Annotated in this window: 19 protein-coding genes; 6 read left to right on the top strand and 13 right to left on the bottom strand. The window is 62.0% G+C overall.

The window, feature by feature from the left end; translation table 11 throughout:
- Positions 1 to 325: 325 nt before the first annotated feature.
- The gene (locus FMM02_RS00670; protein ID WP_147493066.1) at positions 326 to 577 is read right to left on the bottom strand and encodes a hypothetical protein; all 252 of its coding nucleotides are present in this window, start codon (positions 575 to 577) and stop codon (positions 326 to 328) included.
- A gap of 357 nt (positions 578 to 934) precedes the next feature.
- On the opposite strand from FMM02_RS00670, the gene mazG reads away from it, so the two are divergent.
- Positions 935 to 1666 carry a nucleoside triphosphate pyrophosphohydrolase gene (gene mazG / locus FMM02_RS00665; RefSeq protein WP_147493065.1) on the top strand — a complete coding sequence of 244 codons (732 nt, stop codon included), beginning with the start codon at positions 935 to 937 and terminating at the stop codon, positions 1664 to 1666.
- Here the strand turns inward: mazG and hflX are convergent.
- The 5 genes from hflX to dusB all read right to left on the bottom strand — a co-directional run bounded on the left by hflX (position 1663) and on the right by dusB (position 8165).
- Positions 1663 to 2961, bottom strand: a complete 1299-nt coding sequence (hflX, locus tag FMM02_RS00660; RefSeq protein ID WP_147493064.1) for a GTPase HflX — start codon at positions 2959 to 2961, stop codon at positions 1663 to 1665. The genes mazG and hflX overlap by 4 nt on opposite strands.
- The gene (gene hfq / locus FMM02_RS00655) at positions 2958 to 3449 is read right to left on the bottom strand and encodes an RNA chaperone Hfq (RefSeq protein ID WP_147493063.1); all 492 of its coding nucleotides are present in this window, start codon (positions 3447 to 3449) and stop codon (positions 2958 to 2960) included. Before hfq ends, hflX begins: the two co-directional genes overlap by 4 nt.
- A 9-nt stretch (positions 3450 to 3458) precedes the next feature.
- The gene (ntrX, locus tag FMM02_RS00650; RefSeq protein ID WP_147493062.1) at positions 3459 to 4838 is read right to left on the bottom strand and encodes a nitrogen assimilation response regulator NtrX; all 1380 of its coding nucleotides are present in this window, start codon (positions 4836 to 4838) and stop codon (positions 3459 to 3461) included.
- Positions 4838 to 7102 (bottom strand): sensor histidine kinase NtrY-like, encoded by a 2265-nt coding sequence (locus FMM02_RS00645; RefSeq protein WP_187107796.1) that lies wholly within the window; start codon positions 7100 to 7102, stop codon positions 4838 to 4840. The genes ntrX and FMM02_RS00645 overlap by 1 nt, the downstream gene beginning before the upstream one ends.
- A gap of 64 nt (positions 7103 to 7166) precedes the next feature.
- Positions 7167 to 8165, bottom strand: coding sequence for a tRNA dihydrouridine synthase DusB (gene dusB, locus FMM02_RS00640; protein WP_147493060.1), 999 nt, complete (start codon positions 8163 to 8165; stop codon positions 7167 to 7169).
- Between the two features lie 52 nt (positions 8166 to 8217).
- Between dusB and FMM02_RS00635 the strand changes: the two genes are divergently transcribed.
- Together FMM02_RS00635 and FMM02_RS00630 are read left to right on the top strand one after the other, a co-directional pair.
- Positions 8218 to 9360 (top strand): bifunctional 2-C-methyl-D-erythritol 4-phosphate cytidylyltransferase/2-C-methyl-D-erythritol 2,4-cyclodiphosphate synthase, encoded by a 1143-nt coding sequence (locus FMM02_RS00635; protein WP_147493059.1) that lies wholly within the window; start codon positions 8218 to 8220, stop codon positions 9358 to 9360.
- Positions 9357 to 9863, top strand: a complete 507-nt coding sequence (locus FMM02_RS00630; RefSeq protein ID WP_147493058.1) for a CinA family protein — start codon at positions 9357 to 9359, stop codon at positions 9861 to 9863. The genes FMM02_RS00635 and FMM02_RS00630 overlap by 4 nt, the downstream gene beginning before the upstream one ends.
- Here FMM02_RS00630 and FMM02_RS00625 read toward each other — a convergent pair.
- Entirely contained in the window at positions 9824 to 10282 is a 459-nt protein-coding gene (locus tag FMM02_RS00625; RefSeq protein ID WP_147493057.1) for a type II toxin-antitoxin system RatA family toxin, read from the bottom strand. The two genes, FMM02_RS00630 and FMM02_RS00625, sit on opposite strands and share 40 nt — an antisense overlap.
- Positions 10282 to 11211: a lipoyl synthase gene (gene lipA / locus FMM02_RS00620; RefSeq protein ID WP_147493056.1), complete on the bottom strand. Its 930-nt coding sequence runs from the start codon at positions 11209 to 11211 to the stop codon at positions 10282 to 10284. Before lipA ends, FMM02_RS00625 begins: the two co-directional genes overlap by 1 nt.
- 81 nt (positions 11212 to 11292) lie before the next feature.
- On the opposite strand from lipA, the gene FMM02_RS00615 reads away from it, so the two are divergent.
- Positions 11293 to 11925, top strand: coding sequence for a carbonic anhydrase (locus FMM02_RS00615; RefSeq protein ID WP_147493055.1), 633 nt, complete (start codon positions 11293 to 11295; stop codon positions 11923 to 11925).
- 18 nt (positions 11926 to 11943) lie between these two features.
- On the opposite strand, the gene FMM02_RS00610 is transcribed toward FMM02_RS00615, so the two are convergent.
- Positions 11944 to 12270 (bottom strand): YMGG-like glycine zipper-containing protein, encoded by a 327-nt coding sequence (locus tag FMM02_RS00610; protein WP_147493054.1) that lies wholly within the window; start codon positions 12268 to 12270, stop codon positions 11944 to 11946.
- 111 nt (positions 12271 to 12381) lie between these two features.
- Between FMM02_RS00610 and FMM02_RS00605 the strand changes: the two genes are divergently transcribed.
- Positions 12382 to 13116, top strand: coding sequence for an NYN domain-containing protein (locus FMM02_RS00605; protein WP_147493053.1), 735 nt, complete (start codon positions 12382 to 12384; stop codon positions 13114 to 13116).
- Positions 13117 to 13219: 103 nt separating this feature from the next.
- A complete protein-coding gene (locus FMM02_RS00600; RefSeq protein ID WP_147493052.1) occupies positions 13220 to 13789 on the top strand; it encodes a PAS domain-containing protein in 570 nt (189 codons plus the stop codon).
- Here the strand turns inward: FMM02_RS00600 and ettA are convergent.
- The 4 genes from ettA to FMM02_RS00580 all read right to left on the bottom strand — a co-directional run bounded on the left by ettA (position 13779) and on the right by FMM02_RS00580 (position 19199).
- Positions 13779 to 15458 (bottom strand): energy-dependent translational throttle protein EttA, encoded by a 1680-nt coding sequence (gene ettA / locus FMM02_RS00595; RefSeq protein WP_147493051.1) that lies wholly within the window; start codon positions 15456 to 15458, stop codon positions 13779 to 13781. The two genes, FMM02_RS00600 and ettA, sit on opposite strands and share 11 nt — an antisense overlap.
- A gap of 71 nt (positions 15459 to 15529) precedes the next feature.
- Entirely contained in the window at positions 15530 to 17149 is a 1620-nt protein-coding gene (locus FMM02_RS00590; protein ID WP_246104787.1) for a long-chain fatty acid--CoA ligase, read from the bottom strand.
- Positions 17150 to 17238: 89 nt separating this feature from the next.
- Positions 17239 to 17562, bottom strand: a complete 324-nt coding sequence (locus tag FMM02_RS00585; RefSeq protein WP_147493050.1) for a YbaB/EbfC family nucleoid-associated protein — start codon at positions 17560 to 17562, stop codon at positions 17239 to 17241.
- Positions 17563 to 17564: 2 nt separating this feature from the next.
- The gene (locus FMM02_RS00580) at positions 17565 to 19199 is read right to left on the bottom strand and encodes a DNA polymerase III subunit gamma/tau (RefSeq protein WP_147493049.1); all 1635 of its coding nucleotides are present in this window, start codon (positions 19197 to 19199) and stop codon (positions 17565 to 17567) included.
- Positions 19200 to 19269 lie beyond the last annotated feature (70 nt).

Raw genomic sequence — 19269 nt, 5'->3', positions numbered from 1 at the left:
CCACTGTTTTACATAATACTTATTATCATACTCACGGGGAGTTTCGTGCTATTCCCCTCTGAATGATCGACGAGCCTTTGGAATTCGCAGGGATAATAACCATGCGAATGTTGGCCAAAAATGACCACGGAGCGCCCGAGCATCATGGTTGATTGGCTCAGCGTAGAGACCCCTGACCCTGTCGGTATCCCCGTCAACTCCGGCCAAGTGATGCGCATTAGCCGCCTCGGCGAGGTCGAATGGACCACCCCGGCGCGACTGTCTGTCGAAGGATCGTATTCCAGCAACTACAAGCTGATCGGTTATGAGATGGAAAACGCGCAGTCTATCTTTTCAAAAATACGTAAATTGTTTCGACATTAAAGCGTCCTGCCCACCGCTGCGCCGCTTGCAGAGCGCGCTCCAAGCTCACATCATTCTCCTCAAGTGAGCCGTAACCAACCCACTCCCCAGATTCTCTCCATGCGCCACCAGAACCGAAATATTTCCCTTCTCGCTCATCGATAAATAGCCACGGTTCTTCCTCGCCGCCTTCGGGCCGCGGATCATCCTGATCAAGGTACACAATATCAGCCATCTATTTCCGAGCTGGCCTCCCGTCTGCGATCCAATCTTCGTACGCCTCTAGCATGTCCTCGTCTCCCAAATCACCGTTTCTCCGCCCCGCGCCATCTCCAGCCAGTCCACTCTTTTGTTTCCACCTGTGGAAATAAGCACTGAAGTTCTTGTCGTTGCGGAAAGCTTTGAGTGCTTCTTTGGCACAGGCACTGGCCTCCGACGTCGAGGAGAAAAGTGGCCGTCCGAGTGACATTTGAACTTTGCGCAAAATGGGACTTCACAGCTTTGCGCCAACAGATATGGTCAGGTGATATCTCTCACCAAGTCATCGATGAGGCCCCCCAACGAGCTTTTCGCGTGAAGGAATGGATGCCCGATGAATCTTGAACGCCTTTCGACGATCATGGCCAGGCTGCGCGATCCCCAGAATGGCTGCGAATGGGATCGCGCCCAGAATTTCGCGACCATCGCGCCGTTCACGATCGAAGAGGCTTACGAGGTCGCTGACGCGATCGATCGCGGCGATATGGACGCGCTTGTCGACGAGCTTGGCGATCTGCAGCTGCAGGTCGTCTTCCATGCCCAGATGGCCGAGGAAGCCGGGCATTTCAGCCTCAAGGACGTGCTGGACCGCATTTCGGACAAGCTGGAACGCCGTCATCCCCACATCTTTGGCGATGCCAAGGATGGCGGTCATCACTTGTGGGAGGCGATCAAGGCCGAGGAACGTGCCGGTAGCGCCGATAAAAGCGCGCTTGCGGGCGTTGCGAGCGCCCTCCCCGCATTGGAGCGGGCCGCAAAGTTGCAGAAACGGGCAGCGAGGGTCGGTTTTGATTGGCCCGACATCGAAGGGCCAAAGGCGAAGATCCTCGAGGAACTGGAGGAAATTGCCCAGGCGCCCGTCGATCAGATCGAAGAAGAAGTTGGTGACCTTCTATTCGCGGTTGTGAACTTCGCACGTCATCTGAAGATCGAGCCGGAAGAAGCTCTTCGCAAAGCCAATAAGAAATTTGAGCGACGGTTCCGAATGATTGAGCAGGAACCGGGCTTTTCCGAACTGAACCTGATGGAGATGGAAGAGCGCTGGCAGGCCGCCAAGAAGGCTTAAAGCCGATCGAACCGGGCCCAGTTCTCGGGGCTCAGCTTTACCGCAAGGTGTAGCTGGTCGCCGTCCATTTGCTGCTCAAGGATTTCGCCGCGCGCATGGAGCCAGGCGATCCTTGGCCCGTCACCTGCATTTAGCCGGATTCGGCGAGTCTGCCCTCCGGCGTGGAGCTCGGCCGCGACCGCCTCGCGCAATTGATCGATCCCCTCGCCGGTCAGAGCCGAAATGGCAATGACGTCAATGCGGCGCTGTGCTTCGCCGAGGATCTCGCCACGTTCTGGCTGTTCGATAAGGTCGAGCTTGTTCCAGACTTCGATCCTCGGAGGAGAGTCCTCTTCGCCGAGGCCAAGCGCGGCCAGGACCGCTTCGACATCGGCAGCCTGGGCGTCGCTGTCTTCATGGGCGATGTCCCGGACATGGAGAATGAGATCCGCCGCGGACACTTCTTCCAATGTCGCTCGAAAGGCCGCCACCAGCTCGGTTGGCAAATCCGATACAAATCCCACCGTGTCCGACAGGATGGCCCGGTCGAACCCCGGGATTTTCACCTGGCGCATGGTCGGGTCGAGCGTTGCGAACAGCAGGTCTTCGGCCATCACCGACGCCTGGGTCATGCGGTTGAACAGCGTCGATTTGCCGGCGTTTGTGTAGCCGACCAAGGCGATGACGGGCCAGGGCGCCTTTTGCCGGCGATCACGATGCAACCCGCGAGTGCGCCGCACTTGCTCAAGTTCTCGGCGGATTCGCGCCATGCGATCGCGGATCATTCGGCGGTCGGCTTCAATCTGTGTTTCGCCGGGGCCGCCGAGGAAACCGAAACCGCCTCGCTGGCGCTCAAGGTGGGTCCAGCTTCGCACCAGGCGGCCAGCCTGGTAATCGAGGTGTGCGAGTTCTACCTGCAGGCGGCCTTCTGCGGTCGCTGCCCGTTCGCCGAAGATCTCGAGGATCAGTCCGGTTCGGTCGATCACCTTGCATTTGGTCTCTTCCTCCAGCGTCTTTTGCTGGACGGGGCTCAGCGCTGCGTCGACGATCAGCAACCGGGCCTCATGCTGCTCGGCGATTTCGGCGATCTCTTCGACCTGACCTTTACCAAGCAGGCTCGAAGGCCGCGGCTGGCGGACACGGTAGGACCGCCGCGCGACGACATCGATTCCGATTGCCATCGCCAGCCCTGCGGCTTCTTCGATCCGTGCTTCGATGGACCTCAGTCCGGCATGGCCGGCGCGATCGGGAACAATCAGCAGGGCGCGTTCGCCCCGGCCGATACCGCCGTCGTCGCCGCGATTAAAAACGCTCAGTCTTCTTCCTCCCGGCTGTCCTGACCGCCCAATTGCAGCGGCTGCGTCGGCTGCATTGTGGAAATGGCATGTTTGTAGACCAGCTGGACCTGGCCGCCGCGCTCCAGGAGCAGCGAGAATTGATCGAACGCGGCGACGGATCCCTGCAGCATCACGCCATTAACCAAGAACATCGTCATCGGTTCATGCTCGCGCTTTGCCGCATTGAGAAACAGGTCCTGCAATACCGGTCGCCGTTGGGACTGGCTGCCCCCTTCCCCCTCGAGATTTAGATCCGCCGGCGGCTGAGCCGGCATGATGGTCGAAATGCCGTGCTTGTAGACCAGCTGCGAATTGCCATCGCGGCGCAGCAGCAGCGAAAAGGAATCGAACCAGGTTACGATCCCCTGCAGCTTCACGCCCTTGACGAGGAAAATCGTCGCGGGGGTTTTGGCCTTGCGGATCGAGTTGAGAAACTGGTCCTGCAGGCTGATCGTCTTTTCGGCCATTCGGTTCGCCTAGTCCTCGTCCCGCTTATCGCCAAGGCCGAGCGCCTTGAGCTTCCGGTGCAACGCCGATCGTTCCATGCCGATGAAGGAGGCGGTTCGCGAAATATTACCGGAGAACCGCCGGATCTGGACCTTGAGATACTCGCGTTCGAAACTTTCGCGGGCCTCCCGAAGGGGCGAGCCCATGATCGTCATAGAAGCCGTGCCAAGTCCCGCCGCACCCTGCGATTCGATGACTTCGGACGGAAGGAGGTCGACCTCGATGCAGCCAACCCGGTCGCCCGGCGCCAAAATCAGCGTCCGCTCGATGATATTCCGCAGCTGGCGGACATTGCCGGGCCAGTCATGGGCTTGCAGCGCAGCCAGCGCGTCTTTCGACAATTCAGGCGTCTGGATGCGGCGTTCGGCCGCAAAGCGCGCCAGGAAATGATCGACGAGCTCCGGAATGTCCTCCCGCCGGTCCCGAAGTGCCGGGATACGCACGGGTACGACGTTGAGCCGGTAATAAAGATCTTCGCGGAACCGGCCCGCTGCGATCTCGTCGGCCAATTCGCGCGAGGTCGCCGACAAAACCCGGACATCGACTTTGACCGCCCGCTGGCCGCCGACCCGAGTGTAACTCTGGTCGGTCAGGACCCGCAGGATCTTGCCCTGGGTGGTAATCGGCATGTCGGCGATTTCATCGAGGAATAGCGTGCCGCCGTGCGCCTGCTCCAGCAGGCCGGGGCGGGAAACGCCATTCTGCTCGCTTCCGAACAATTCCTCTTCGACCCGCTCCGGGCTCATCATCGCCGCGGATACGACGATAAATGGCGCGTTGGCGCGCGGGCTCCAGTTATGGATCATCCTGGCGGCGATTTCCTTGCCGACACCAGCGGGGCCAGTGATCATCACCCTGCTTCCCGTCGGCGCCACCCGCTTCAATGTCGCGCGAACGGTGTTGATCGCGACCGAGGTGCCATCGAGCTGGTCATCCGGTCCCAACTGATGGCGAAGGTTGGCCACTTCCCGGCGCAACCGATCAGTCTCGGTCGCCCTTCCTACCAAATGGAGCAAGCGGTCTGCCTTGAACGGCTTTTCGATGAAATCGACCGCGCCTTCACGGATCGCCGCCACTGCCGTGTCGAGATTGCCATGTCCGGAAATCATCAGCACCGGTAAAGTCGGATCCCGCCGCTTGATCTGTTCGAGCAATTGCAACCCGTCCAGCTTCGAGCCCTGCAACCAGACGTCGAGCAAAACGAGGCTCGGCCGCCGGTCGTCAATTGCCTCGATCGCACTGCTGCTATCGGCTGCCGATCGGACCGAGTAGCCTTCGTCCTCCAGCACACCCGCGACAAGTTCGCGGATATCGGCTTCGTCATCGACTACCAGCACTTCGAGCGCCATCAGCCCGGCTCCTCCTCATCATACTCAAAATCGTCACCCGGCCGTGCAGCCGGACGGGGTTCTTCGGTCGCCATTGCGGCCAAGCGGTCGGCGTCGAGCGCGATTCGAACGCGCGTCCCCCCACCCGGCCTATCCAGAAACGCGATCTCGCCGAGATGTTCCTCGACAATCTTCTTGACGATCGCCAATCCGAGCCCGGTACCTCGCACCCTGGTCGTCATATATGGCTCGGTCAGCCGCTCGCGCTCCTGGGGCAAGCCAATGCCTGTGTCGGTCAGTTCGATAACCAGCTGCTCGGTATCCCGGCAAAGCGTCAGTTCGATACGATCGCCATCATCATTCTGTTCGCCACGATTACGGCGCGATTCAATCGCTTCGACGGCGTTCTTCACGATGTTTGTAAGCGCCTGGCCAAGCTGGCGACGATCGCAGACAAGGCGAATGTCGCCCGTCGGGGGCACGAGGCTGAAGTTGATCCCGGGATGCGCCACTTCGTGCAGGAACAAGGCCGCACGCGCAATGTCGTGAATATTTTCCTCGCGGAACACCGGCTTGGGCATCCGCGCGAAGTTGGAGAATTCGTCGACCATGCGCCGCAAGTCGCCGACCTGCCGAACGATCGTGTCGGTCAGGCGGCCGAAGGTTTCGGGGTCTGATGTCACTTCCGTGCCATAGCGACGCTGGAGTCGCTCCGCGGCGAGCTGGATCGGAGTTAGCGGATTCTTGATCTCGTGGGCGATCCGACGGGCGATGTCGGACCATGCTGCCCGGCGCTGGTCGCTCAACTGTTCGGTAATGTCATCGAACGTCAGCACCGACCCGTCGGCGTAGCGCATCCGCTTCACCGCCAGGGTCCGCTGACCCTCGGAAGAATTGACCAAGACATTGGCATCGCGCGCGTCGCCGACCAGGAATTCGGCGAGTTCGCTCGATACATCGCCAAGTTCCTTCCCCTCGATGCCCTCGTCGCCGTGGCGCAGCAGCGTTTCGGCCGATCGGTTGGTCAAAAGCACCCTGCCACCCGCGTCGACCGCAATCACGCCAGCAGTCACGCTGGACAGCACGGCCTCGATGAAGGCACGGCGAGTATCAAGCTGCTCATTTGCCGCCAGCAGGGCGCCCGTTTGCTCCTGGAGGCGACCTGTCATTCGGTTGAAGGCTGTACCCAGCATCGCGATTTCGTCATTGGCCGGCCCGGTGGAAGCGACGCGGGCGGTGAAATCGCCTCCCTCGATCCTTCCGGCAGCCTCAACAAGATCCTCGACCGGGCGAAGCAGCCGGTCAGCCAGCTTCAGCGCCGTGAAAATCGCCAGTGCAACGATCAGCAGGGCGCCGGCCAGCAGCGCCGCGTTGAATTTGAGCTGGTTAGCCCGGCTACGCTCCAGCAACTCGCGATAATCGGTTAGTACGTCGTTCGCGCTTTTGATCTGGTCGCGGAAATCGTCATCGACCTGGCGCGCGACGAACAAATAGATACCGCGCGATGGATCGACCGGCGTCAGCACCGCGATCCGCCCCGGCGTGAGCACTTCCGCTGCTTCGGCACTGCCCTTGAGCTGCGCCAGGGCCGCCGCAACCTGCGACGGGTCGATCAGACCATCGTAATAATTCACCCCCCGCAGCACGGTCATCTGCCCGTTCTGGCCGACCGTGATCAGCGCCGCCTCATTGAGGCTTCGCAAATAGGTGTTGTAGGCAATGAACTCTTCAAGCCGCGGGGAATCCTGCGGTAGTGCGACGATCTCCCGGCCGATGTCGGCGGCCATCGGCAGGGCTTGTTCGGCCACGCGCCCCACCTCCCGGTCATAGGTCGATTGCGCCAGCTGGACGGTGTTTTCCAACATGCCCTTGGCTCGGTCGCTGAACCAGAATTCAAGGCCCGATTGCAGCAGCAATGACGCGAAGATGGCGACGATCACCGTCGGCACTGCCGCGATGACCGAGAACAACGCGACCAGCCTTGTATGAAGCTGGCCGGTGCCGATCGCGCGGGCAGCAACCCGGGCGCGGGCAATGCGCCGGGACAGCAAGACCATCAGGGCAATGGCGGGGATGAGGTTGGCGATGAGCAGCAGCGCGATTTGCGGCGGCGTCAGCATCGATCCCGGGGCGGCGTCGCGGTTGAGAATGTTGATGCTGAGGATCAGCATCCCGGCCAACACTACACCGCTGGCGATTGTCGCCCAGTCGTAGACGCGGCCGCTTGCGATTTCCTTCGCCAGCCAGCGTAGTCGGGGGGGATCTGTCAGATCGGAATCGGCCACTTGCGCATCCATGCTCCGCTCGGCGTAGCATGGTCGCGTTGCATAAAGAACACAGTTTATCGGGTCAGGCCGCAGACCGCGCGAGCCAGGGCGCGTAGAAGTCCTTCAGCATCGCTTTGACGGTGTTCGGATCGTCTTGCGTGTTGACCTTGTTTCGAAATTCGGCGGAACCTGGGATGCCCTTGGTGTACCAGCCGATATGTTTGCGAGCGAGGTTGACGCCGGTCTGGACCCCGTACAGCGACTGCATCGCATCATATTGTTCGAGGATGGTCGCCAGTTGCTCGTCCATCGACGGGCTGGGACGGTCTCCTTGCGCTGTGAGGTCGGCCATCACCTGGCCAAGAAGCCATGGCTTGCCATAGGCCCCGCGCCCGATCATCACCCCGTCGGCGCCGGACTGCTCAAGCGCGGTCCGCGCGTCCTCACGGCTGCAAATGTCGCCGTTGACGATCACCGGCAGGCGCGTTGCATCCTTGACCCGGCGGACGAAGGCCCAGTCAGCCGATCCCTTGTACATCTGGTTGCGGGTACGGCCGTGGACGGTGATCATGTGAATGCCCAGCTCTTCGGCAATCCGCGCCAGCTCTGGTGCGTTGAGGCTATCATGGCACCAGCCCATCCGCATTTTCAGCGTGACGGGCACCTTCACCGCCTTCACCGTTGCCTCGATGATCGATGCGGCCAGGGGCAAGTCTCGCATCAGCGCCGAGCCGGCATCGCCGTTGACGACCTTCTTCACCGGGCAGCCCATGTTGATGTCGATGATGGCTGCGCCCCGTTGCTCATTGAGCTTCGCCGCCTCGGCCATCTCCCGGGGCGCGCAGCCGGCCAGCTGCAGCGAGACCGGCTCTTCGCTGGGATCCCACGTAGCCTTCTGCAGCGACTGGCGGGTCTCGCGGATCATCGCCTGGCTGGCGATCATCTCGCTGACCGTTAGTCCCGCACCGTAGCGCTTGACGATCTTTCGGAACGGCAGGTCGGTGACGCCAGTCATCGGCGCCAGGATGACGGGCGCGTCGATGGTCACCGGTCCGACCGAGATGGGCTTTACAAGGCTCATGGGAAGGCGCGCCTTTACAGGAGCATCGCGGTTGCGGCAAGGCGCGCTCACCATGACCGTTACAGCCCTGATTGTCGCCGCCGGGAGCGGTACCCGGATGGGCGGCGATGTGCCCAAACAATTTCGGCGGATTGGAGGAAAAACAGTCCTCGCGCACGCCTTTGACGCACTGGCGTCACACCCGCGCGTGACATCGGTCCGGGTGATTGTTGCGCCCGACCAGCTCGAATTGGCCCGTGAAGCCCTTGCGGGACGTGACTGCGGCGAATTGATCGTCGGAGGAGCCGACCGGGCGGACAGCGTTCGTGCGGGACTGGACGCTGTCGCGGAAGGGATTGTCCTCGTTCACGATGCCGCCCGCCCCTTCTGCCCGCCCGAAGTTGTTGACCGGCTGCTCGATGCCCTCCGCCAGGGCGACGGCGCTGTCCCGGTACTGCCCTTGGCGGACACGCTGGCCCGCGGCCGAGGGCGTCTTGATGCCATGGTCGAGCGCAGCGGGATGCTCCGCGTCCAGACCCCGCAAGCCTTTCATGCCGAGGATTTGCGCTATGCGATGGACGAAGCCGGCGGCGCGGCGGCGACTGACGAAAGCTCGGTGATGGTCGCGGCGGGGCTAAAGGTGCTAACGGTGGAGGGCGATCCATCACTGGAAAAATTGACGACGGACGCGGATTGGCGACGGGCGGAGGCATTGCAGGCAGCACAGATGATCAGCAGGACCGGGCTAGGTTTCGATGTTCACGCCTTTGGCGGAGAAGGCCCGGTCATGATTGGCGGGATTGCCATTGCGCACCCCCGAGGCCTCGCCGGGCACAGCGATGCCGATGTCGTTCTTCATGCCATTACCGATGCCCTGCTGGGCGCTGCAGCATTGGGCGATATCGGCCAGCATTTCCCGCCATCCGACCCGCAATGGAAAGGCGCCAGCAGCGACATTTTCCTCGCTCATGCCGCGTCGTTGATCCGCGCAGACGGCGGCATCATCGATTTCATCGACTGCACGCTGATCTGTGAGGAACCCAAGCTCGGGCCGCATCGCGAGGCGATGCGATCAAAGATCGCCGAGATCCTCGACCTCGATCCGTCCTGCGTCAGCATCAAGGCCACGACGACTGAGATGCTTGGCTTCACGGGGCGGCGCGAGGGTGTTGCGGCGCAGGCTGTTGCGACCGTCCGGCTAGGCGCCAAGCCATGACCCAATATCTTCTTCCCGCCGAGCTGGTCGACCAGGCGCGCCAGGTCATCGAGGCCAATCGCAAGGCGGGCCGGCGGATCGCAGTAGCGGAAAGCTGCACGGGTGGACTGGTGAGCGCGGCCCTGACCGAAATTGCCGGGTCTTCGGAAGTGTTCGAGGCGGGTTACGTCACCTATTCCAACTCGGCCAAGATGAGCGAACTCAAGGTCAGCCTGGACGTCGTCGAAACATTTGGCGCTGTCAGCGTCGCCACAGCCTGGGCAATGGCGCAGGGCGCGTTAGAGGTCTCGGGTGCGGACGTCGCGGTCGCGATAACCGGAATTGCGGGACCGGACGGCGGCACCGAGCAGAAGCCAGTCGGGACGGTGGTATTCGCCCGTGCGGACCGGGCGTCGAGCCCCGACGAGGTCATTGCCGACCAAAAACTCTTCGATGCAGCCGAGGGCCGGTCGGGAATTCGCCGTCAGGCGGCGCTTTGTGCGCTGGAGCTGTTGATGCCGTAAAGCGCCGCGGCGCGCTGTTCAAATGCACCGGTCATCCGGCGCAGCGCACGGTCGAACATCTGGCCGGCCAGCGTCTCGAACAGCCGCGAGCGGAATGCAAAATCTACCGAGAAATAGACGTTGGTGCCGCCTTCGGCCGGGTCGAACCGCCACTCGTTCTTCAGATATTTGAGCGGACCTTCGATATAATCGACGCAGACCTGGCTTGGCCGTTGCTTGGTCACCCGGCTGGTGAAGCGCTCCTTGAAGGCGTTGAAACCGACGATCAGGTCCGCGACCATCTCCGTCTCGCTGTTGGAGCGGATGCGTACCGCGCTGACCCAAGGCAGAAATTCGTCATAGCGGCCGACGTCGGCTACCAGCTCGAACAATTGTTCGGGCGTATAAGGCAGGAAACGCGTCTCGCTGTGCCGAGGCATCAGGCGCGGACGGCCCCTGCCCGCGCCAGCTGCGCATGGCGAGCGGCCTGCATCTTCTGGAAATCGTCGCCGGCATGATAGCTCGACCGGGTCAGCGGCGACGCCGCGACCAGCAGAAATCCCTTGGCACGGGCGATTGACGCATAAGCCTTGAACGCGTCGGGCGTGACGAATTCCTCGACCGTCGCATGCTTGGGTGTCGGCTGGAGATATTGACCCATGGTCAGGAAATCGATTCCTGCCGACCGCATGTCGTCCATTACCTGGTGAACTTCGAGCCGCTGCTCGCCAAGTCCGACCATGATCCCCGACTTGGTGAAGATCGACGGGTCGAGTTTCTTGACCTGTTCGAGCAGGCGCAGCGAGGCGTAGTAGCGGGCGCCGGGACGGATGGTCGGGTAAAGCCTCGGCACCGTCTCAAGATTGTGATTATAGACATCGGGCCGGGCCGAGACGATCGCCTCGACCGCCGCTTCATGCTTGTTGCGGAAGTCAGGCGTCAGGATCTCGATTGTCGTATTCGGCGTTTCGCGGCGCAAGGCCTCGATCACCTTGACGAACTGCGATGCTCCGCCGTCAGGAAGGTCGTCACGATCGACCGACGTCACGACGATATGCTCCAGCCCCAGCTTGGCCGCGGCGATCGCGACATGCTCGGGCTCCAGCGGATCAACCGCGCGCGGCATCCCGGTCTTGACGTTGCAGAATGCGCAGGCCCGGGTGCAGGTATCGCCGAGGATCATCACCGTGGCGTGCTTCTTGGTCCAGCATTCCCCGATATTCGGGCAAGCCGCTTCCTCGCAGACGGTCGCCAGGTTCAGCTCACGCATCAGCTTGCGCGTCTCGGAATAGCCCTCGCTTACCGGGGCCTTGACCCGAATCCAGTCGGGTTTGCGCTGCCGTGGCGGGGTGGGAAGCGGTGCGTTCATGGCGGCCAGATAGCGATTTGAACTCGTCCTTGCCACCCCTGCCCTTGCTGACTAACGCGCTGGAGCAGAAAGGGGATGTCGATGAAGGGCTTTGGCAATCTTTTGGAAGGGTACCGGCGGTTTCGTTCGAACAAGTTCGAAACGGCCCGAGACCGCTGGCAAGAATTGGCAACCGGCCAGTCGCCCCGCGCAATCATTATCGCTTGCTGCGACAGCCGGGCTGACCCGGCGACCATCTTCGACACCGATCCCGGCGAGATCTTCGTTGTCCGCAACGTGGCCAACCTGGTCCCGCCCTATGAAACCGGCGCGGGCAGGCATGGTGTCTCCGCGGCGCTGGAATTTGCGGTGACCCAGCTCAAGGTACCGGAAGTCATCGTCATGGGGCACGAGCGGTGCGGTGGCATCACCGCGGCGTTGACCGGCTGTTTCCACGGCGCGCCGGCCGGCGAAGGCGGATTCGTTCATCGGTGGATGAGCCAGATCGATGGTCCAGCAGCCGAAATCGCTCGCGAACATGGCACGGGTGACGACGCCCAGCGGATCCTTGAAGAAGTCGGCATCCGGCAGAGTCTTGCCAACCTCAGGACCTTCCCGTTCGTGGCAGAACGCGAAAAAGCCGGGACCCTCAAGGTCCTCGGCTGTCACTTTTCCATTCGGGATGGCGAACTTTGGCTGCTCGACGAGGCGGAAGATCGCTTCCGCCCCGTCTAAGCCGATGCTGCCAGGCGGCTAGCAGCGAACGTTATAGTCGTAGATCGGGTTTCCGTTCTGATCGACGTAGTAGCAATAGCCGCGGGTATCGCGGTAATATTGCTTACCCTTGATGACCGCGCCGGCCACGCCGCCCAGAACCGCGCCGACAACGGCACCGGTTACCGGATTGACGCCAGGAAGAACGGCACCGGCCACAGCGCCGGCAGCGCCACCGATCGCCGCACCTGTAACAGCGCGGTTGGTCTGGTTATTGTAGCGATCGTTGTAGCCGTAGGGATTGCTCGCGCAGGCTCCCAGCGAAAGGCTCGCCGCAAGGGTCGAGGCCAGTACAATGCGTTTCATAACTTCCGTTCCTCCTGTACACATCCCCGCCCAAGTAAGGGTATGACGAGTTAAAGCCGAATTCGTTCCGTTCCCGTTGCGGAAGATGCGGCCAACGGGAGCCAATAGTCGATGACGAGCCGCAATGATGACATTGAAACGGAACTGAACATCGCGTTGTTGATCGATGCCGATAATGCGTCACCCGATCACCTCGACGAGGTGCTCCTGGTGTTGGGTGAGCTTGGCACGATCAACATCCGCCGCGCATATGGCAACTGGGCCAAGACCTCGCTGAAAGGCTGGGGCGCGCTGACCGGCCTTCATTCGATCGTGCCGATGCAGCAATTCGACGTCGTGAAGGGCAAGAGCTCGACCGATATGCGAATGACCATCGACGCCATGGACCTTCTCTATCGCGGCCATGTCGACGGCTTCGGGATCATGTCGTCGGACTCGGACTTTCTCCCGCTGGCACAGCGGATTCGCGAGGACGGCCTCCCCGTCTACGGGTTCGGAACCGCCAAGACCCCCGCCAGCTTCAAGCAGGCATGCACCCGGTTTTTCGACGTCGCTGCGCTGACCAACGACAAGGAGGATGCGCTGGAGGCCTTTCCTCCCGCCGAAGGGCAGCGGGCGATCGATTCCGAGCTGCTGCAAGTGCTTGGCGCGGCATTCAAGGCTTCGAAACGGGACGACGAAGGCTATGCGTCGCTGTCCGAAATGGGACAGCGGGCCAAGGCGGTATCGAGCTTTGCGGTCCGCAATTACGGCTTCAATCGGCTTAGCGACCTTATCAAGGCAGTCCCCAACTTCGGGACCAAGATGGGTGAGGACGGCCGAATGATGGTGAAGCGGCTGCGATGACCGCAGTGGTGGGCGGGCCACACTCGCGAAGCAAAAAACCGGCCGGAGGAACTGGAATGGAGTCTGGGTGTTTGTCCACGGTGAGATGTACGGCTAAGCCCTGATGTCCGCGGCAGACGAGATTGCCTCTTTATATGACAGGGTTATCGCGGCCCTGCAGGGTGAGGCCGTCGATTGCCAGGAGGCGATCGATTCGCTCCCCTACCCCGCTTACATGACCGATGCCGACGGCGTTCTGCGCTATTGGAACAAGGCCTGTGCAGACTTTGCCGGCCGTACGCCGGCAACGGGCCGCGACCAGTGGTGCGTTACATGGCGCCTGCATACGGTGGCCGACGACCACCTACCGCACGATTCCTGTCCGATGGCCGTCGCGCTCAAGGAGCGCCGGGAAGTTCGCGGCGAGATCGCGATCGCGCTGCGCCCCGATGGGCGTCGTCGCGCTTTCCAACCCTATCCGACACCCTTGTACGACGCCAACGGCAAGTTGATCGGCGGGATCAACATGTTGGTCGACGTGAGCGAGGAGCAAATCCCTGCCCTGGCCGCCCAGGCCAGCCATTACCGCAAGGTTGCGGATGCCATCAGCGACCGAGAAGCGGCCGCCATGATTCGCCGAATGGCGGACGGCTGCGACCGCAATGCCGAGGCACTGGCAGCCGCTAACGCGTAAGCTTCTTGTAGCTCATCCGGTGTGGACGATCCGCTTCCGGCCCCAGGCGGCGACGCTTGTCTTCCTCATAGCTTTCAAAATTGCCTTCGAACCATTCGACGTGGCTGTCGCCCTCGAAGGCCAAGATGTGGGTCGCGAGACGATCGAGGAAGAAGCGGTCGTGGCTGATTACCACCGCGCAACCCGCGAAGTTTTCAATCGCCTCTTCAAGGGCACCTAGCGTCTCGACGTCGAGGTCGTTGGTAGGTTCGTCGAGAAGCAGGACGTTGCCGCCCTCCTTCAGCATCTTGGCCATATGAACGCGGTTGCGCTCACCGCCCGACAGCTTGCCGACGTTTTTCTGCTGGTCCTGGCCCTTGAAGTTGAACGCTCCGACATAGGCCCGGGTCGACACGTCGTGACCATTGACCTTCATATAATCGAGCCCGTCCGAGATCTCTTCCCAGACATTGTGCTTCGGATTGAGGTGGTCGCGGCTCTGGTCGACGAACCCCAGTCGGACCGTATCGCCGATGTCGACACTGCCACTGTCCGGCTGTTCCTTGCCCGTCAGGATCCGGAACAACGTCGACTTGCCGGCGCCGTTCGGGCCGATCACGCCGACAATGCCCCCCGGAGGCAGCGTGAAGCTCAGGTCCTCGAACAGCAGCTTGTCGCCATAGGCCTTGCTGATGCCGTTGACCTCGATGACCTTGCCGCCCAGCCGCTCGGGGACCTGGATCACGATCTGGGCCTTGCCTGGCTTGCGATCGTCTTGGGCATCCTGGAGTTGCTCGAACTTGCGAATACGTGCCTTCGACTTGGACTGGCGCGCTGCCGGGGTCTGCCGGATCCACTCCAGTTCCCGGGCCAGCGCCTTCTGCTTCCCACTTTCCTCCCGCGCTTCCTGGTCGAGGCGTTTTGCCTTCTTTTCCAGGTAGGTGGAGTAGTTTCCTTCATAAGGATAATAAGAACCGCGATCGAGCTCCAGGATCCACTCCACGACATTGTCGAGGAAGTAGCGATCGTGGGTGATCATCAGCACCGCGCCGGCATATTCCTTGAGGTGATTTTCCAGCCACTGCACGCTTTCCGCATCGAGGTGGTTGGTCGGTTCGTCGAGCAGTAGGATCGACGGTTTCTGGATCAACAACCGGGTCAGCGCGACGCGGCGCTTTTCACCTCCGGACAGGTCGCCCACCGGCCAGTCGCCGGGAGGACAGCGCAACGCTTCCATCGCGATCTCGAGCTGGTTGTCGAGCGTCCAGCCGTCGACTGCGTCGATCTTCTCCTGGAGCGTGCCCATTTCCTCCATCAGCCCGTCGAAGTCGGTATCTTCCTTGGGGTCGCCCATCTCGGCCGAGATGGCGTTGAAGCGGTCGACCATGTCGGCGATTTCCCGCGCGCCGTCCTTGACGTTTTCCAGCACGGTCTTGGTGGGGTCGAGTTCCGGTTCCTGGGGCAGGTAGCCCACGGTGATATTCTCGCCCGGCCAGGCCTCGCCCATAAATTCCTTGTCGATACCGGCCATGATCTTCATCAGCGTCGACTTGCCGGCGCCGTTGGGACCAACGATGCCGATCTTCGCACCGTGGTAGAATTGCAGGTTGATGTTGCTCAGCACCGGCTTTTGTGCGCCGGGAAAGCTCTTGGTCATGCCTTTCATGACGAATGCATATTGGGCGGCCATGGGGTCGCGAAGCTCCGGAATTGATGGATCAGGGATTTGGCTGGGCAGATAGGATGCCCGGGCCGTCCCGTCTAGTCGCGGCCGACCATGTCAGCGGCGTTGGCGAACCGATAATCGCGGAATTGCTCGCGCAGTGTCTTCTTGCTGAGCTTGCCTGTTGCGGTGTGCGGCAGTTCGTCGACGAATTCGATCGCGTCCGGTAGCCACCATTTGGCTACCTGGCCGCTCAAATGATCGCGCACCTTGACCGCGCAAACGTCGCTTCCGGGCGTTTTGACGCAAACGAGCAAGGGCCGTTCGTCCCATTTGGGATGGGGGATGCCGATCGCAGCCGCTTCGGCAATGCCGGCACAACCGACGGCGGCATTCTCAAGATCGATCGAACTGATCCATTCGCCGCCCGACTTGATCACGTCCTTCGACCGGTCGGTGATCTGGACGGTGCCATCCGGGTGGAGCGCTGCCACATCGCCCGTGTCGAACCACTGATCGGCGTCGACGGCGTCTTCCTCGGCCTTGAAATAGCGCCTGACCACCCACGGGCCGCGGCACTGAAGCCGGCCCGACGTCTCGCCGTCGCGGGGCAGGACATTGCCCTCGTCATCAACCGTGCGCAGCTCGACCCCGAATGGCGGCCTTCCCTGCCTGGCGATATATTCGACCTTCTGCTCCACGCTGAAGTCGTCCCAGTCGAGTGGCCGCGATCCGCAGGTGCCGATGGGCGACATTTCGGTCATCCCCCAGGCGTGGCAAACCTCGATACCGCGCTGGAGGAACCAGCGGATCATCGCGCGCGGCGCGGCCGATCCGCCGATGGTGACCTGCTTGAGGTCGGGAAAGCCTTCGCCGCTTTCCTCGATATGTTCGATCATTGTCAGCCAGATGGTCGGGACGCCCGCCGAATGGGTCACGCGCTCCTGCTGGAACAGGCGACACATGGTGTCAGGGCGGTAATCGGCAGACAGCACCAGCTTGCACCCAACCATCGGCGCCGCCCAGGGAACACCCCACGCATTGGCATGGAACATCGGCACGATCGGCAGGACGACCGCGCGCTTGCTGAGGTCAAAGATGTCGGGGGAAGCTTCGACCAGCGTGTGGAGCATGGTCGAACGATGTTCGTAAAGCACGCCTTTGGGGTTTCCGGTCGTGCCGCTGGTGTAGCAAAGGCCGCAGGGATCGCGCTCGTCGCCCTCGAACCACTGATAATCGCCGTCATGGGGTGCGATCCACTCGGGAAAGCCGTCTTCGCCCGGCTGGGGGTCGAAGCAGACATAATGCTCGATGGTCGTCCACTTCGACTTCATGCGCTCGATGATCGGGGTGAAGGCCCGATCGTAAAGCAGAACACGATCCTCGGCATGATTGGCGATAAATTCGAGTTGGTCGTCGAACAGGCGCGGGTTGATGGTGTGAAGGACACCGCCCATCCCGCAGGCGCCGTACCAGGCGGTGAGGTGGCGATCATGGTTCATCGCTAAGGTGGCGACACGGTCCCCCGGCTTGATGCCCAAAGCTTCAAGGGCCTGGGCCATCCGCCGCGCATCGCGGGCGACATTACCCCAATTGGTCCGGGTAACGCTTCCATCAGCCCAGGCAGAAACGATTTCCCCGCTGGCATGTTCGCGCTCGGCATGGTCGACCAGCCGCATCACGCGCAGCGGAAAATCCTGCATTGATCCCAGTTTCATCACGCTGTCTCCCCCGCGCGCAACCGAGCCACGGCGGCGAGTTCACCACCCGGGAGGAGGCGTGACAAGGAAAAACTAGTGAGGGTGCCCTAAAAGGGCATTTTGAAGCCCGGGGGGAGCGGCAGGCCGGCCGTCATTTCCTGCATTTGCTTACCTGCCGCGGCGTCGGCCTTGGCCCGGGCATCGTTGAGCGCAGCCGCGATCAGGTCTTCCAGCATCGTCTTTTCCGAGGGGGCAAGCAGGCTCTCGTCAATTGCGACGCCAAGGATCCGGCCCTTGGCGGTTGCCTTGATCTTCACGAGACCGCCTCCCGACTGGCCTTCGACCTCGACCTTGTCCAGGCTTTCCTGCGCCTGGGCGAGCTGGGCCTGGGCGGCTTCCGCCATTTTCATGATGTCGTCGAGGTTGGGCATAATCAGGATTCTTTCCGGTCAATGGATTCCAGCGTGGCGTCCGGGAACTGGTCAATAAGGGCCTGGACGCTCGGTTCTTCAAGCACCGCAGCGCGCATTCGTTCCTCGGCCATCGCTTCCTGTTGATGAAGCGACGGCGCGGCCCCCTCTTCGGCAAGGCGGACGATCCACGACTGTCCGGTGGCTTCCTTGGCGGCTGTAGCGAGGTCGCGGACGAAGTCGGGGCCAAGCGGACGCAGCGGCTTTAGCGCCAATTCACCCGGCGCATAGCTGACCAGCCCGATATGGTCGCGAAGCTGGACGCCCATCAGCTGCTTGCCATTGCGTTCGATCGTTTCGACGAAGCTAACAAAATCGGCCGGCAGTTCCGCCTTTGCCTTGGGCGGAGCAGACGCTGGCTCTCGCGCGGCCTGGCCGGCAGTCGGCACGACGCCGCCTGCAAGCAGAGCGGCAAGCTGCGTGGGATCGGGCATTTCAGCTGCGTGGATCAATCGGAGCAGCGCCATGGTTGCCGCCTCATGGGGGTCGGGCGCGACGGTCACGTCCTGCAGCCCCTTGAGGAGCAGCTGCCACAATCGATGAAGGTTTGCCCAGCCCAACCGGCCGGCCAGTTCGGCGGCGGCTTGCCGTTCCTCCACTGATTGAAGCAGGTCTTCGGCGGCGCCGGCCTTGACCCGCGTCACCGCGTGGAGGGATTCCATCAGGCCGCGAAACAGCGATGCGGGCTCGATTCCCAGCGCATGGGCCTCGTCCAGCTGGCCAAGCGTCGCCTTCGTATCGCCGCCCAACAATGTTTCGAGCAACCTGCGCACGCGGCCGCGGTCAGCCTGGCCCAGCATGTCCCGGACCTGTTCGGCGGTAACCACGCCATGCCCGTGCGCAATGGCCTGATCGAGGATCGACAGGCCGTCCCGGGCGGACCCTTCGGCAGCGCGAGCAATCGCCAGCAGCGCCTCATCTTCAACCTCGACACTCTCGGCCTTGGCGACGCGGGCGAAATGGTCAGCCAGCTTCTCGGCGGGGATTCGCCGCAGGTCGAACCGTTGGCACCGCGATAGGACGGTCACCGGGACCTTTCCGACTTCCGTCGTGGCGAACAGGAACTTCACATGCGCGGGTGGTTCTTCCAATGTTTTCAAAAGCGCATTGAATGCGCTCTTCGACAACATGTGAACTTCATCGATGATGTAGATCTTGTAGCGCGCCGAAACGGCGGCATAGCGGACGGCCTCGATGATCTCGCGAACGTCGTCGACCCCCGTGTGCGAGGCGGCGTCCATCTCGATAACATCGATATGCCGGCCTTCGGCGATTGCGCGGCACGGCTCGCAAACGCCGCACGGGTCGATCGTCGGCCCACCCTGCCCGTCCGGCCCGATGCAATTGAGGGCCTTGGCGACCAGTCGCGCAGTCGACGTCTTCCCGACCCCTCGCACGCCGGTCAGGAGGAAAGCATGCGCAATCCGGCCGCGCTCGATCGCATTGCCGAGGGTTGTCACCATCGCGTCCTGGCCGATCAGCTCGGCAAAGGTTTGCGGGCGATATTTGCGCGCGAGGACGCGGTAATTGGTGTCGTAGGCCGTTTTTTGCGGCTGCTCGGGAAGGTTGAGCCCAAGGCCCGGCGATTCGTCGTCCATGCCGACCGTTCTAGAAACTCCCGGGCTCCATTGCGAGGCACCACGGTATCGCTTGCATCATTCCCGCCTT

This window comes from Sphingomonas xanthus (genome assembly GCF_007998985.1).
GTDB lineage: Bacteria > Pseudomonadota > Alphaproteobacteria > Sphingomonadales > Sphingomonadaceae > Sphingomicrobium > Sphingomicrobium xanthum.
This window is presented reverse-complemented; position numbering and strand designations above follow the sequence as displayed.

Bases quoted from the DNA above. Each gene is read 5' to 3' on its own strand.
- FMM02_RS00670 (WP_147493066.1), bottom strand. From the start codon at position 577: ATGGCTGATATTGTGTACCTTGATCAGGATGATCCGCGGCCCGAAGGC.
- mazG (WP_147493065.1), top strand. From the start codon at position 935: ATGAATCTTGAACGCCTTTCGACGATCATGGCCAGGCTGCGCGATCCC.
- hfq (WP_147493063.1), bottom strand. From the start codon at position 3,449: ATGGCCGAAAAGACGATCAGCCTGCAGGACCAGTTTCTCAACTCGATC.
- ntrX (WP_147493062.1), bottom strand. From the start codon at position 4,838: ATGGCGCTCGAAGTGCTGGTAGTCGATGACGAAGCCGATATCCGCGAA.
- dusB (WP_147493060.1), bottom strand. From the start codon at position 8,165: ATGAGCCTTGTAAAGCCCATCTCGGTCGGACCGGTGACCATCGACGCG.
- FMM02_RS00635 (WP_147493059.1), top strand. From the start codon at position 8,218: ATGACCGTTACAGCCCTGATTGTCGCCGCCGGGAGCGGTACCCGGATG.
- FMM02_RS00630 (WP_147493058.1), top strand. From the start codon at position 9,357: ATGACCCAATATCTTCTTCCCGCCGAGCTGGTCGACCAGGCGCGCCAG.
- FMM02_RS00625 (WP_147493057.1), bottom strand. From the start codon at position 10,282: ATGCCTCGGCACAGCGAGACGCGTTTCCTGCCTTATACGCCCGAACAA.
- lipA (WP_147493056.1), bottom strand. From the start codon at position 11,211: ATGAACGCACCGCTTCCCACCCCGCCACGGCAGCGCAAACCCGACTGG.
- FMM02_RS00615 (WP_147493055.1), top strand. From the start codon at position 11,293: ATGAAGGGCTTTGGCAATCTTTTGGAAGGGTACCGGCGGTTTCGTTCG.
- FMM02_RS00610 (WP_147493054.1), bottom strand. From the start codon at position 12,270: ATGAAACGCATTGTACTGGCCTCGACCCTTGCGGCGAGCCTTTCGCTG.
- FMM02_RS00605 (WP_147493053.1), top strand. From the start codon at position 12,382: ATGACGAGCCGCAATGATGACATTGAAACGGAACTGAACATCGCGTTG.
- FMM02_RS00600 (WP_147493052.1), top strand. From the start codon at position 13,220: ATGTCCGCGGCAGACGAGATTGCCTCTTTATATGACAGGGTTATCGCG.
- ettA (WP_147493051.1), bottom strand. From the start codon at position 15,458: ATGGCCGCCCAATATGCATTCGTCATGAAAGGCATGACCAAGAGCTTT.
- FMM02_RS00590 (WP_246104787.1), bottom strand. From the start codon at position 17,149: ATGAAACTGGGATCAATGCAGGATTTTCCGCTGCGCGTGATGCGGCTG.
- FMM02_RS00585 (WP_147493050.1), bottom strand. From the start codon at position 17,562: ATGCCCAACCTCGACGACATCATGAAAATGGCGGAAGCCGCCCAGGCC.
- FMM02_RS00580 (WP_147493049.1), bottom strand. From the start codon at position 19,199: ATGGACGACGAATCGCCGGGCCTTGGGCTCAACCTTCCCGAGCAGCCG.